Genomic DNA, 13,547 nt, shown 5'->3' on the forward strand with positions numbered 1-13,547 from the left:
GAGCGCGCCGTCACGCGCCGAGGCGGTCGGCTACCGCCTCGGCCAGGGACAGGCTGGCGGTCAGGCCCGGGCTCTCGATTCCGAACAGGAGAACGAGGCCCGGCAGGCCGTGCTCGGCCGGCCCGTCGATCACGAAGTCGGCGGCCGGCTCGCCCGGGCCGGTGAGCTTCGGGCGGATGCCGGCGTAATCGGGGACCAGCGCGCCGTCGGGCAGGCCGGGCCAGTAGCGCCGGATCGCCGCGTAGAAGGCGTCGCCGCGCGCCGGATCGACCCTGTAGTCGACCGCCTCGATCCACTCGACGTCGGGGCCGAAGCGCATCCGCCCGGCGAGATCGAGGGTGAGATGGGTGCCGAGGCCGCCCTCGACCGGTGCCGGATAGATCAGCCGGGAAAACGCGGGCTTTCCCGTGAAGCCGAAGTAGTTGCCGCGCGCCAGCACGCGGCGCGGCACCCGCTCGGCCGGGTAGCCCTCGGTCTGCGCGGCCAGGGCCTGTGCGTCGAGGCTCGCCGCGTTGACCACCGCGTCGCACGGATAGTCGCCGGGGCTCGCACCGCCGAATGCCGCGACCCAGCGTCCGTCGCGGCGCGCCAGGCCGGTGACGGGGGTGTGCAGGGCGATCGCGCCGCCGCGATCCTCGAGATCGCCCTGTAGCGCCAGCATCAGGCCGTGGCTGTCGACGATTCCCGTCCGCGGCGACAGAAGCGCTGCGGTGCAGGCGAGGTTCGGCTCCAGGCGTCGGGCTTGGGCGGCGTCGAGCAGATCGAGTCCTTCGACGCCGTTGGCGACGCCGCGATCCCGGATCGCGGCGATCGTCTCCGCCTCGGCCTCCGTCGTGGCGACGATGAGCTTGCCGCAGGCGCGGTGGGCGATGCCGTGGCTTTCGCAGAGCGCGTAAAGCCGGCGCGCGCCGTCAACGCAGTGCTTCGCCCGCAGGGAGCCCGCCGGATAGTACATCCCGCCGTGGATCACCTCGGAGTTGCGCGCGGACACGCCGGTGCCGACCGCCTCCGCCGCCTCCGCGACGACGACCTCGTGCCCCCGCAGCGCCAGGGCGCGCGCTGTCGCGAGGCCGACCACGCCCGCACCGACGACCAGGACTTCCATGATGCGATCCTCCGCCGCCCGTTCTCGGCGAGGTCGCCGGACCGGTAAAGGCCCGGTGCCTCGTCGAGGGCGTCGGACCGGGCGGCAACGCGAGGCATACAACTAGAAAGTGTATAGCGATTCGCGCGAGCGGCGGACGATTTAAGATTCACCTAAGGGATTGTCGCCGTGAGCGAAATGGCCGACCAGAGCGCGCTGCGTGCGTGCATTTGCAACCCGATTGAGCGCGTTAATCAATTCTAAGTAGATTTAACGCACTGAATGGATCGCGCATAAGTTGTGTTTTGAGCGCGCAGGCGCATAATCGTTCGGCAGCGGCTCCTCCCGCCGCGTCCCTCTAGAGCGATCGACCGCTGAAGCATCCTGGTTTCGACGACTTCGCGCCCCGGCGCACCCACCAGATTGAATTCGGAAGGACACGACCGTGCAGACCACCTCAGACCCCATCGATCTCGCCGCGAAGATCCTCGCCGCCTACGTCGCCCGAAACTCGGTGCCGGCCGCCGGCTTGCCGGACCTCATCCGGACGGTCCACGGCTCGATCACCGGCCTGCAGACGCCGCCGAAGCCGGTGCTCGCCCGGCCGACCGACGCCCAGATCCGCGCCTCGATCCGCCAGGATTCGATCATCAGCTTCGAGGACGGCAAGCCCTACAAGGCGTTGCGCCGGCACCTGACGCTGCGCGGCCTGTCGCCGGAGGCCTACCGCACCAAGTGGGGCCTCCCGATCGACTACCCCCTGGTCTCGGCGAGCTACAGCGCCCGCCGCTCGGTGATCTCCCGGACCATCGGCCAGAACCAGCGCCTGCGGCTGCAGCAGGCGGCGGAGTGATCCGCTGAACCTCGACCGCCCTCGCGTCCGAGGTCGGCGCCGAGGGCGCATGGATGGGCCGAACCGGATCGGGCTGCCGCGGCGACCGCCGTGCGGGCCCGATCCGATGCCGTCCCCGGGATCCGACGATCCCGGCCGGGCGCCGTCGCGGCGATGCGCGGGCTCGCCGTTCAGATCGCGCGCATCTCGCCCGCCGACAGCCGGATCGCCTTCGCCATGCGGCTCGACAGCGACCCGACCACGACGACCTCGTCGCTCCCGTCGGCCTGCGCGCGCACGATCTCCAACGCCTCGTCCGGGCGTCGCGCCATCACCGCGTAGACCGAAGCCGGCACCGTGCTTGTGGCCGCGTCCGCGGTCACCGCGACGAGGAAGGTGGTGTAGCGCCGTCCGATACGCTTCGGCATGATCGGTCGAGCCTTTCACGCGCCCGCCCTCGCGCCGAGCCGCAAAGCGTGCCACGAGGGACCGGAAGCGGCGCGTCGACGGTCGGGCGCCGAGGGGTATCGCCGCGATGCTGGGATGGTTCCGGGCGCTGATGCCGCGCGAGGATCGGTTCTTCGATCTGTTCGCGCGCCACGCCGAGACGTTGGTCGCCGGAGCCGACGCCCTTCACGGCCTGCTCCAGGGCGGCGATGCCGTGCCGGAGTTCGGCCGCACGATCGTGGCGCGCGAGGCGGAGGCCGACGCGATCACCGGCGAGGTGCTGCTCGCGGTGCGCCGCAGCTTCATCACCCCGTTCGACCGCGGCGACATCAAGGACCTGATCCAGTCGATGGACGACGCCATCGACCAGATGCAGAAGACCGTGAAGACCATCGAGCTCTACGAGATCCGCACCTTCGAGCCGCTGATGCGCGAGATGGGCGACACGGTGGTGCAGGCGGCCCGCCTCACCGCCGAGGCCGTCCCGCTGCTGAGCGCGATCGGCACCCACGCCACGCGGCTCTCCGCCCTCACCGAGGAGATCACCCGCGTCGAGGGCCGCTCCGACGAGCTGCACGACCAGGGCCTCAAGGCGCTGTACCAGGCCCACGGCCACACCGACCCGATGCGCTACCTGATCGGACGCGAGATCTACGGCAGCCTCGAGAGCGTGGTCGACCGGTTCGAGGACGTCGCCAACGAGATCAGCGGCATCGTCATCGAGAACGTCTGAGGATGACGATCACCGCGCTCGCGCTGCCCTGGCTCGTCGGACTGATCGCCGTCGCGCTGGTCTTCGACTTCCTCAACGGCCTGCACGATGCGGCCAACTCGATCGCCACCATCGTCTCGACGCGGGTGCTGCGGCCGCGCTACGCCGTGATCTGGGCGGCGTTCTTCAACTTCATCGCTTTCCTGTTCTTCGGCCTCCACGTGGCGCAGACGCTCGGGACCGGCATCGTCGACGCCAGCATCGTCGACGCGCCGGTGATCTTCGCCGCGCTGATCGGCGCGATCGCCTGGAACGTCGCCACCTGGGTGCTCGGCATCCCGTCGAGCTCCTCGCACGCCCTCGTCGGCGGGCTCGTCGGCGCGGGCCTCGCCAAGGCCGGGCCGCCGGTGATCGTGTGGGCCGGCCTCGGCAAGACCATCGCCGCGATCGTGCTGTCGCCGCTGCTCGGCTTCCTGCTGGCGCTGCTGCTGGTGCTCGCCGTCTCCTGGAGCTTCGTGCGCGCGACGCCGTTCGCGGTCGACCGCACATTCCGGGTGATGCAGTTCCTCTCCGCCTCGCTCTACTCCCTCGGGCACGGCGGCAACGACGCCCAGAAGACCATGGGCATCATCGCGGTGCTGCTCTACTCGCAGGGGCTGCTCGGATCCGAGTTCTACATCCCGCTCTGGGTCGTGCTCGCCTGCCAGGGCGCGATGGCGCTCGGGACGCTGCTCGGCGGCTGGCGCATCGTCCATACCATGGGCTCGCGCATCACCCGCCTGAACCCGATGCAGGGGTTCTGCGCCGAGACCGGCGGGGCGATCACGCTGTTTGCCGCGACCTGGCTCGGCGTGCCGGTCTCGACCACCCACACCATCACCGGAGCCATCGTCGGCGTCGGTGCCGCCCGCCGCACCTCGGCGGTGCGCTGGGGCGTGGCCGGCAACATCGTCATCGCCTGGGTGCTGACGATGCCCGCCGCCGCGCTGATCGCGGCGGGGTGCTACGCGCTCGTCGGGCTGTTCGCCTGACCCGCCGTCGGGGTCGCCGCGCAAGCCTGCCCCGATTCGCACATTGCGGCTGACGGAGAGCACCCTGGCCCCGGTGCACGCTTTCGCGCCGAGCCGGTTTCTTCGCCGGCCGGAGAGCGCCGATGCGTCCCGTCGAGGCGGCGCACCGGCGCGGCGCGCTTCAGGCGAGATGGCGCCCTTCCGCCATGCCGAACTGCAGGTAGTGGTGGAGCGGATCCATGCCGAGAGCCGCCACGTCCGAGTTCGCGGCGAGGTAGGCGTCGGTGTGGAAGGCCGTGCTCGGGTCGCGTCCCGCGAACCAGCCGGTCTGCTCGTAGTGCAGCAGCGGATTGGTCCCGGAGGCGGCGACGTCGGGGTTGGCGGCGAGGTAGCCGTCGGTCGAGAAGTAGGCGTTCGGGTCGCGGCCCTCATGCGCGCCGGTGGTGAGGTAGTGCGTGAAGGCGAACGAATCCGCTGACCCGATCTGCGACCGTGCGGCGGCCGCCACGTCGAGGTTGTGGGCGAGATAGTAGGTCGCGTCGAAGTCGCCGTAGAGATGGTCGCCCGTGCCGTTGGCGATGGTCAGCCCGGGGAACGCGGCGCGGCCCTCCGCCTGTCCGGTCGCGAGGTAGTGCTTGAGCGGATCAATCTTCGCGGCGGCCACGTCCGGGTTCGCGGCCAGGTAGGCCTCGGCCGAGAAGTCCGCGCCGGGGCTGCGACCGTCCAGCCACCCGCGCACGTCGTAGTGCGTCAGCGGGTTCACGCCGGCGGGACCGAGCTTCGGATTGGCCGCCAGGTAGGCGTTGGTCGAGAAGGAGTCGTTCGGGTCGCGGCCCTCGTGCCATCCGTACTGCGCGTAATGCGTGTCCGGATCGATGTGGGCGCGCCAGACGTCGAGGTTGTTCGCGTCGTAGTACAGGTCGTCGACCAGGGGCGACCCGTCCTTCTCCCGCACGGTCCCGTCGGTGAAGGCGATGGTGGCGACGCCGGTCAGGTCGGTGACGATGCCGTTCGGCGTCGTCATCAGGGCGTGACCGTCGCGGAAGTCGAAGTGCGCCTCGGTCAGCGCGAAGCCGAAGCTCAGCGACGACGGGATCGCCGCCTTGGCGACGTTCATCGTCAGCGTGGTCTGGCCGGTGTTGCCGGCCGCATCCGCCACCGTCTCGATGTACACCGCGTGGCCGACCTTCGTCGGCTGGTAGCTGTAGCTGCCGTCGGCCGAGACGGTGAGCGTGCCGCTCGGGTCGTAGGCCTGGACCGTGCCCGAGGCCGAAACGGCGTGGGACGGCCCGTTGCCGAACTGCACCGCCACCAGGTGGAGCCCGGCTGCGCCGGTGTCGTTGGCCAGCACTTTGCCGGCGAGCGCCGCCGCGAAGCCGGTGCCGGAGGCGGTGTCGGCCTTCAGGGTCGGAGCGACGTGATCCAGCACGAAGCCGAGGGACCCGGCGACGGAAGCGTTGCCGGCGGCATCGGTCTGCACGACGGAGACGGTGTGGGCGCCGTCCTTGAGCGTGCTCGGGTTGTAGGCGGCGACCGCGCTGCCGTCGACGACGTAGCTCAGCTTGCCGCCGGCCTCGGCCGGCGTGACCTTGAGGGTCGCGTCGGCGGTGATCCGATCGGTCGAGGAGAAGCCGGTATCGTGGGCGAGCGCGATCGTCGGCGCAACCGGCGCGGTGTGGTCGAGGGTGAAGCCGACCGTGCGGGCGGCGGAGACGTTTCCGGCGGCGTCCGACTGGGTCACCGAGACCGTATGGGCGCCGTCCTTCAGCGTGCTCGGGTCGTAGGTCCCGACCGCGCTGCCGTCGACGACGTAGCCCAGCTTGCCGCCGGTCTCCGCCGCCTTCACGGTGAGCGATGCGTCCGAGGTGATCCGGTCGCTCGCCGACGCGCCGGTGTCGTGGGCGAGCGCGAGCCCGGGCGTGCCCGGCGCGGCACGGTCCAGGACGAGGCCGACACGTGCGGAGCCCGCCGCGACGCCGAGATAGGTTTCCGTCGCCGTCAACGTGTGGACGCCGTCGGCGAGCCCGGCCGGGGCGATGGTGTATTGCCCGTTCGCATTGGCGGTCGCGCGGCCGACCGTGCGGCCGGCTTCGTCGACCAACGTCACCGTCGCGCCCGCATTGGTGACGCCGCTGACCGTGGCGTTCGCCGTGATGCCGTCGATCGCCGACGTGCCGGTGTCCTGTGCCAGCGCCGTCGTGATGCCGAGCGCCTTGATCACCACCGAGGTGGTGCTGTCCATGGCGGCGGTCGGGTAGGCGTTCGAGATCGCCTGCAGGGTGAAGGTCGTCGTGCCGGGCTGGCCGATCGTGGGCGCGAAGGTGAGCGCGTGCAGGGCCGCGGTGATGGTCGCGGCCGAGCCGGACAGGATGTAGGCGCCGTCGTTGGTGGCGACGAGCCCGGCGCCGGACAGCGTGCCGCCGGCCCCCGTCACGGTGATCCGTAGGGTGTCGGTCGCGCCGAGATTCGGGTCGGCGAGGGTCGTCGTCGCGAACGGGCTCATCGCGGCCTGCGCGGTGGTCTGGTTGGCGACCGTGCCGGTGATCGCCGGGCCCCCGGCGGCGACGTAGCCGATCGGTAGGCCGTGCGGATCGACGGAAAGCGGCATCCCGTTGTTGTCGTAGATCGCGTTGCCGTTGCCCGGGCCGTTGTTCTGCTGCAGGCGCAGGCTGCCCCAGCTGTAGAACAGCCGCTCGCCGGCCGGCACCGCGGTGTCGAAGGTCAGCAGCAGGTGGTTGGCGTCGACGATCTGGGCGGCGGTGCCGTTGGCCTCCGCGGTCGCGTCGTCGTAGCCTGCGCGAACGGACCAACCGGTGCCCGAGGCGGCCACGCCGTCGAGCCCCTGCAGGCTCGCGGCCTGATCGAAGGCCAGGGTGACGAGGAGCTGGTTGGCGTGCCCGGCCACCGCCGAGACCTGGGTGACCTGCGGCCCGAGATTGTCGATGTTGCCGTTGGCCAGGCTGATCGGCGAGCCCGGCATCGCCGATGCCGCGAACTGCTGGGCCAAGCCGAAAGCGGCGCGGCCGTAGAGCGCCTGCTGGTCCTGCGTATTGAGGTGGAACCCGCCGTTGGCGCCGTCGTGATCCATGGTCACGTCGCTGCTCTGCAGCGTGACCACCTTCGCGTTGAACGCCGCGTCGGCGCTGAGCTCCGCCTGCCCGACCGCGATCGCCTGATTCTGCAGGGGCTGCTGCGGCGCGCCGGCGGCGAAGGGGATCGGCGAGACGAACAGGTAGGGCGCGTCGTTGGCGCTCAGCCCGAGGACGGCGCGGGCGAGGCCGGCCTCGTAGCGCATGGCGCTCATCCAGCGGTCGGCCGTAAGCCCGGTGGTGAAGTTGCTGTCCCACTCGTTGTGGAGCATCACGATCGCGGTCGGCGCGCCGCGGTCGGTGGCCGGCAGCTGGTTGATCGCGCTGAGATAGCCGCGCTCGAGATAGGTCGAGGACCAGTCGGGTCCGTTGGGATGGAGCCAGTCGGCCGTCAGCGAGGTGCCGCCGATCTCGGTGTCGGCTTTGTTCGGATCGTTGCTCGTCGCGACGACGTTCACGCGCTGGTTGATGCCGTCGAAGCCGAGCAGCTTCTGGATCTCCTGGCGCATCACCTCGATCTGCCCCTCGACCGTGGGGTAGTAGGTGTTGGACTGGCCGCGCACGACGACGTTGATGACCTTGCTGACCGTGGGCGGAACCACGGTGGCCGGCGGGGTGGCCGCGACGACGGCGAGGTCGACATGGTCCAGGGCCTGGCCCGGGACGAGCGCCAGGCCCGAGACGCCGCGGGCGTCCTCGCTGGCGAAGCCGGCGGGCGGGCTGACGACGACGCGGTAGTTCTGCCCGGCATAGGGGTCCGGCAGGGTGTAGTGGCCGTTCGGATCGGCGGTCAGGGTCGCGACGACGTAGCCGCCGCCGTCCATCACCGCGACGTGCGCGCCGGCGACGCCGGCCTCGCCGGCATCGAAGCGCCCGTTGCCGTTGGCGTCGGCGAACACGGTGCCCAACAGGCTGGCCGCGACCTTCGCAGCTCCGGTGACGAGGGTGTGCTCGTAGTTGACGGCGGTGCCGTTCACGACCGTCCGCGAGACGCTCGCGGGCGCGTCGACGAGGGCGTTCCCGAGACCGGGATCGAACGCGACCGTGTATTGCCCGCCGCCCAAGCCGAGAAAGGCCCAGGCGCCGTTCGGGCCCGTCGTCGTGGTCTGGATCGCGTGTCCGCTCGCGTCGTACAGCGTGACGACGGCGCCGGTCTGTCCGCCGTCGCTGGTGTCGATCCGTCCGTTGCCGTTGGCATCCGCGTAGACGATGCCGTTGATGCTGCCCGCGGGGGCCAAGTTGAATCCCTGGCTCACGAGGGACGGCGCGCCGTGATCGACGGCAACCGCCTGCCAGTTGAACCCGTCGGCGGTGGTGATGCCCTGGTCTCCGTGAAAGCCGCCACTGGTGTGGTACCGCAGCGCGTAGGTTCCGTCGGCGAGGTTGGCGAAGACGAAGTTGCCGTTCGCGTCGGTGGCGGTGCTGCCGTAGAGGACCGTTCCGGCCGCATTATAGAGGTCGATCGGGAAGCCGGCGCCGAGGCTGTACTCGCCGGCTTGCTGGCTGCCGTCGGCATCCGTGTCGAAGAAGGTGTGGCCGCCGACGCTGCCGCTGCCAGCGGACGGCGCGAGCGTCGGCGCGGCCGCCAGGACGAAGCTGTTGCCGTCGGACCCCGAGGCGACCGAGGTCGCGACCGCCTTGTAGGCGCTTCCGACAACGGTCTGACCCAGCGGGTTGACCACCTGCACGGTGTAGGCGCCGGCGAGCCCCGAGAAGCCGTAATGGCCGTCGGCGTCGGTGCTCGTGCTTCCGACGAGGTTCCCGACGCCGTCGAAGGCGCGGACGATGACGCCACCCTGGCCCTCGCCTGCCGTCACCTGCCGGTCGCCATCGCGGTCGGTCCCGACCGTGCCGCCGATCGTGCCGCCGGCGCCGACGTGGAAGCCCTGGTCAACCGTGTTGGTGGCGCCGCGGCCGACGGTGACGTTGGTGATCCAGCTGGCGCCGTCCGCGGTCATCGTGGCCTGGTCGCCGCGGAAGTCGCCGCCGCTGCCGAAGCGGATCGCGTAGGTGCCGTCGGGGCGCTGGCCGAAATCGTAGTTGCCGTTGGCGTCGGTCAAGGTCGTCGCGATCAGGGTCCTGCCGTCCGCGCTGTACAGGCCGACCGGGAACCCGCCGAACAGGTTGCCCTCACCGTATTCCTGCGTGCCGTTGCCGTTCGTGTCGAAGAACGTGTGCCCCTTGAGGCTGCCATAGACGGCCATGATGCTCTCTCCCCGGTCTGATCGTCGTTGTTGATTGTCTCGAGGCAGGTGCCGTGAGGGCATCCGCCGCGAACGCGGCGACGCTTGCAGCGAGGCGCGCAAGCAACGCGCGCCGCGCTGACCGCTTCAGCCTTCGAACGACGCGCGATGCATCGGCGCGGACGATTTTTTCGCGAAAGAGATCAGGCTAGGTCGCGTGAGAGGAGGATGATCCTCGGTCGCACGGATGGCCGATCGCAGCGGGCCGGATGCGGCGGCGCGTCCCACGAGAGGCGTGCACCACCCGCAACGCGACGCGTCGCCTGGTCGACAGTCTCGGCCAGGGGCAACATCTCCTGGTTGCAAAGGATGTTTTTCATTGGTCTCGACATCGATCGGCCCGCCTCCAAGACGAACCCGACGCAGGGGGACATGGTCACGCTGCATCGAGGGCAGCTTTTGGAGCTGCTTTTTTTCATGCGTATCAAGAACTATTAGCTATATACGGCCCGGGCAATGACCGACCTAGGAAATATATCAACACGCCCCCACATTTGTAACGCGGCCGAGGTCGGCGTTGGCGGTGTGTCGACGTCGAATGCACCGACGCTGAGCTGCCGCGGCCCGGACAATCACACGCTGCCGACAGCGCTCTCGCCGTCAAAAAGATCATTTTATGACAACGATATAGCGCTGAACAACGTGTCGATGATGACCGCTGCCCGAACCTTCCTCGGCCCGTCGCCGCCGCCGAGCCAGTGCCGCTCGAATGGACCCACGAAGCTGCCGGCCAGTGGACGCGGAACGAGTCGTCGGGGACCAGAGTCCTTAATACCCTCAGATTGTATCACGGATAGGAATGCCCACCGACGGTGATGCTGTGCGCCCCGCGCGGATCTTTGATTCATCGTCGGCTGCGGAGGGCCGACGGACCGACCGACGTGCGGTGCCCAACGGAACGCCTCGCGGCGACCTCAACACCGTTGCGCGGTGAACGGCGGGGCCGGCGCCTAGGTGCACTATCGGGCTTCTTCACCGAAGCGCGAGGAGCACGCCGGCCAAGGAGTGACGGGTGACGTGCTGGGGGGACGAGGCGGTCCTGGAAGCCGTGCAGCACCGGCTCGACGAGGATCGTCACGCGATGCGTACGCGTCGGCAGACGGTCGAGCAGGTGTTCGGGACGCTGAAAGGCTGGATGGGGGCGACCCACTTCCGGATGCACAGGCTAAAGAACGCCTCAACCGAGATGAGCCTGAAGGTCTTGGCCCACAATCTGAAGCGGGTGATGGCGATCCTCGGCACCGGACCGCTCCTCACCGCCTTGCGGGCGTGAGGGCACGCGGCGCACCGTGCGCCATCGCCGCCCCAATTCAACACAGCACACCGCGTTCCCACACTGCCTCGGTGGGGGCGGTCGGACCACGGTTGGCGATATTCTCACGAAAACGGACGAACGGCCGCCCTGGTACGTTATGACGTCTGCCGTATGGTGCCGGCGCCGCAGCCTATTGAACGACAGGCCTTCATTGGATTGAGCACTCAGCCTCCGCGGCTCGATTTCTGGCCGCTTGCGCGAGGGCGGCCTGGAACTCGGCCTCCGGCAGCAGCGCCCCGCCGGTGGTCCAGACGACGTGGGTGGCGTGGGCGACGTCCGGCAGGACGCCGCAAGCCGGTCCCACCGCCGCGAAGGCCGCCGCCGCCGACGGCTCGAGGCGCAAGCCCGCCCGGTCCCAGAGATCGCGCAGCCAGGCGAACAGGTCGGCGTCGCTCACCGTCACCACGGCCTCGACGAGGGCGACGACGGTGCCGGCCACCAGCATCGAGGCGGCGGCCACGGCCAGGCCGTCCGCCGCGGTCCGGTTGTCGAGGCCGATCTCGTAGACGCTCACCGACCGCGCCGAGCCTGCGGCGAGTTGCACGAGCATGCAGGGCGCGGCGACGGGCTCGACGAAGACGCAGCGCACGGCGTCGCCGTAGAGCAGCTTCAGGCCGAGGGTGACGCCGCCCGGGGCGCCGCCGACGCCGCAGGGGAGGTAGACGCACAGGTGATGGGCCGCGTCCACGCTCACGCCCGCCGCCTCGAGCTGGCGTTGCAGGTCGAAGGCCGCCGCCACGTAGCCGAGGAACAGGTCCTTCGAACTCTCGTCATCGACGAAGTGCGCGTCGGCGCGGCCTTCGAAGGCGACCCGCGCGACGGCGACGGCGCGGCCGTAATCGCCCGCATGCTCCACCACCCGGGCGCCGAGGTCGCGCAGGCGGCGCTTCTTCCACGCCTTGGCGTCGTGGGACATGTGCACCTCGACCTGGAAGCCGAGGGCGCGGTGGATCACCCCGACGCTGAACCCGAGGTTGCCGGTGCTTCCCACCGCGATCGTGTGGGCGCCGAAGGCCGCCCGGACATCCGGGTCGGCAAGGCGGGCATAGGAGGGCGCGCCCGACAGCCAGCCCGCCGCGAGGCCGAGCCGCTCGGCCTCGACCAGCACCTCGTAGACGCCGCCCCGCGCCTTGATGCAGCCGGTGATCGGGAGGTCGTGATCGGCCTTCACCCAAGCCGAGGCCCCCGGGCGTCCCGACACCAGGGCGGCCAAGTCGGCGGAGAGCGGCAGGAGAGCCGAATCGATCCGGCCGGTCGCCAGTTCGGGAAACAGCCGGGCGAGGAGCGGATCGAAGCGGCGCCAGCGCGCCTCGGCCGCCGCGACGTCCGCGAGGCCGAAGGCCAGGCCCGGCAGGATCTCGGCGGCTCGGCCCAGGCGCGGGTTGCGCCCGACCGTGGGTTTGGCATCCCGCACGGCATTGGGGAGATCGAGCGGGGGCGTGCAGGCGGCGCTCATACGGGCGGTGTCCTGTGACGGAAATCGGCTCGGATCGCCCGGGCCGGCGTGCCGAGCCGGCCGGGGACGAATCGGCGGCCGGGCGGCTGGCCTCGTCCACCGGGCCCGGACGGCATCGCCCATGCGGCCGCCCATCATAAAGCCGTCGGCGAAGCTCCCGGCTCGTTCGCCCTCGCCGAGCGCTTATGAACGATCCTTCCATTCCAATGGGTGATGGCGCAACGATCTTTCGGCTAAGACCGCCGGTCGTCTCATCGCAATAGGAAACAACGGCGCATTTCGAGAGCACCTTCCGCACCGACTTTGCTAGCTTTTTCGGGCTGACCAACAAAGGACGTCGCCCATGCTGTCGAAGTTCGAGCGTTATCCCCTGACCTTCGGCCCGAGCCCGATCGAGCACCTGCCGCGGCTAACGGCCCATCTCGGCGGCGACGTGCTGATCTACGCCAAGCGCGAGGATTGCAATTCGGGCCTCGCCTACGGCGGCAACAAGCTGCGCAAGCTCGAGTACATCGTGCCCGACGCCATCGCGAGTGGGGCCGACACCCTGGTCTCGATCGGCGGCGTGCAGTCGAACCACACCCGCATGGTCGCGGCGGTCGCCGCCAAGATCGGCATGAAGTGCCGGCTGATCCAGGAGGCCTGGGTCCCGCACGAGGATGCCGTCTACGACCGGGTCGGCAACATCATGCTGTCCCGCATCATGGGCGCCGAGACGCAGCTCGTCGACGACGGCTTCGACATCGGCATCCGCGAGAGCTGGACCAGGGCCCTGGAGGACGTGAAGGCCAAGGGCGGCAAGCCCTACGCGATCCCCGCCGGCGCCTCGGTGCACAAGTTCGGCGGCCTCGGCTACATCGGCTTCGCCGAGGAGGTCCGCGCCCAGGAGGCTGAGATGGGCCTGCGTTTCGACTACATCGTGGTCTGCACCGTCACCGGCTCGACCCATGCCGGCATGGTGGTGGGCTTTGCCGCCGACGGGCGCGCCCGCAACGTCATCGGCATCGACGCGTCCTGCACGCCCGCCCAGACCAAGGCTCAGGTGCTGGAGATCGCAAAAAACACCGCCGCCCTCGTCGGCGCGCCGGCGATCGCAGAGGACGACATCGTGCTCAACGAGGACTACGCCTACCCGGTCTACGGCGTGCCCTCGAAGGAGACGGTGGACGCGATCCGCCTCTCGGCCCGGCTGGAGGGCATGATCACCGACCCCGTCTACGAGGGGAAGTCGATGCAGGGGATGATCGACCTCGTGCGGAAGGGCTTCTTCCCCAAGGGCGCGAAGGTGCTCTACGCCCATCTGGGCGGCGCCCCGGCGCTCAACGGCTACAGCTACACCTTCCGAAACGGCTGAGCCGA

The 13,547-nt window shown here is 69.9% G+C and carries 8 protein-coding genes and 1 pseudogene; 5 read left to right on the forward strand and 4 right to left on the reverse strand.

Annotated elements, in window-relative coordinates; all coding sequences use genetic code 11:
- Positions 1-10: 10 nt before the first annotated feature.
- Positions 11-1,105: an NAD(P)/FAD-dependent oxidoreductase gene (locus MKK55_RS24405; protein ID WP_243938076.1), complete on the reverse strand. Its 1,095-nt coding sequence runs from the start codon at positions 1,103-1,105 to the stop codon at positions 11-13.
- Positions 1,106-1,529: 424 nt separating this feature from the next.
- Between MKK55_RS24405 and MKK55_RS24410 the strand changes: the two genes are divergently transcribed.
- Complete coding sequence (locus MKK55_RS24410; RefSeq protein WP_243935207.1) at positions 1,530-1,937, forward strand: MucR family transcriptional regulator; 408 nt, start codon at positions 1,530-1,532, stop codon at positions 1,935-1,937.
- A 170-nt stretch (positions 1,938-2,107) separates the two neighbouring features.
- Here the strand turns inward: MKK55_RS24410 and MKK55_RS24415 are convergent, their stop codons facing one another.
- Positions 2,108-2,344, reverse strand: coding sequence for a hypothetical protein (locus MKK55_RS24415; RefSeq protein WP_147725668.1), 237 nt, complete (start codon positions 2,342-2,344; stop codon positions 2,108-2,110).
- A gap of 107 nt (positions 2,345-2,451) precedes the next feature.
- Between MKK55_RS24415 and MKK55_RS24420 the strand changes: the two genes are divergently transcribed.
- Entirely contained in the window at positions 2,452-3,096 is a 645-nt protein-coding gene (locus MKK55_RS24420) for a DUF47 domain-containing protein (protein ID WP_147725667.1), read from the forward strand.
- Positions 3,097-3,098: 2 nt separating this feature from the next.
- Positions 3,099-4,106 (forward strand): inorganic phosphate transporter, encoded by a 1,008-nt coding sequence (locus MKK55_RS24425; RefSeq protein ID WP_147725666.1) that lies wholly within the window; start codon positions 3,099-3,101, stop codon positions 4,104-4,106.
- 160 nt (positions 4,107-4,266) lie between these two features.
- Here the strand turns inward: MKK55_RS24425 and MKK55_RS24430 are convergent, their stop codons facing one another.
- Positions 4,267-9,378, reverse strand: a complete 5,112-nt coding sequence (locus tag MKK55_RS24430) for an SdrD B-like domain-containing protein (RefSeq protein ID WP_243938079.1) — start codon at positions 9,376-9,378, stop codon at positions 4,267-4,269.
- A 1,021-nt stretch (positions 9,379-10,399) separates the two neighbouring features.
- Here MKK55_RS24430 and MKK55_RS24435 point away from each other — a divergent pair.
- Positions 10,400-10,690, forward strand: a pseudogene (locus tag MKK55_RS24435) (transposase); the annotation flags it as partial.
- Between the two features lie 190 nt (positions 10,691-10,880).
- On the opposite strand, the gene MKK55_RS24440 reads toward MKK55_RS24435, so the two are convergent.
- Positions 10,881-12,188 (reverse strand): D-serine ammonia-lyase, encoded by a 1,308-nt coding sequence (locus MKK55_RS24440; protein WP_243938081.1) that lies wholly within the window; start codon positions 12,186-12,188, stop codon positions 10,881-10,883.
- Positions 12,189-12,531: 343 nt separating this feature from the next.
- On the opposite strand from MKK55_RS24440, the gene MKK55_RS24445 reads away from it, so the two are divergent.
- Complete coding sequence (locus MKK55_RS24445) at positions 12,532-13,542, forward strand: 1-aminocyclopropane-1-carboxylate deaminase (protein ID WP_243938083.1); 1,011 nt, start codon at positions 12,532-12,534, stop codon at positions 13,540-13,542.
- Positions 13,543-13,547: the final 5 nt, after the last annotated feature.

The organism is Methylobacterium sp. J-059, assembly GCF_022829485.1.
Lineage (GTDB): Bacteria > Pseudomonadota > Alphaproteobacteria > Rhizobiales > Beijerinckiaceae > Methylobacterium.

Coding starts and splice junctions, on each gene's coding strand:
- MKK55_RS24430 (WP_243938079.1), bottom strand. CDS start 9,378: ATGGCCGTCTATGGCAGCCTCAAGGGGCACACGTTCTTCGACACGAAC.
- MKK55_RS24440 (WP_243938081.1), bottom strand. CDS start 12,188: ATGAGCGCCGCCTGCACGCCCCCGCTCGATCTCCCCAATGCCGTGCGG.
- MKK55_RS24415 (WP_147725668.1), bottom strand. CDS start 2,344: ATGCCGAAGCGTATCGGACGGCGCTACACCACCTTCCTCGTCGCGGTG.
- MKK55_RS24405 (WP_243938076.1), bottom strand. CDS start 1,105: ATGGAAGTCCTGGTCGTCGGTGCGGGCGTGGTCGGCCTCGCGACAGCG.
- MKK55_RS24445 (WP_243938083.1), top strand. CDS start 12,532: ATGCTGTCGAAGTTCGAGCGTTATCCCCTGACCTTCGGCCCGAGCCCG.
- MKK55_RS24420 (WP_147725667.1), top strand. CDS start 2,452: ATGCTGGGATGGTTCCGGGCGCTGATGCCGCGCGAGGATCGGTTCTTC.
- MKK55_RS24425 (WP_147725666.1), top strand. CDS start 3,099: ATGACGATCACCGCGCTCGCGCTGCCCTGGCTCGTCGGACTGATCGCC.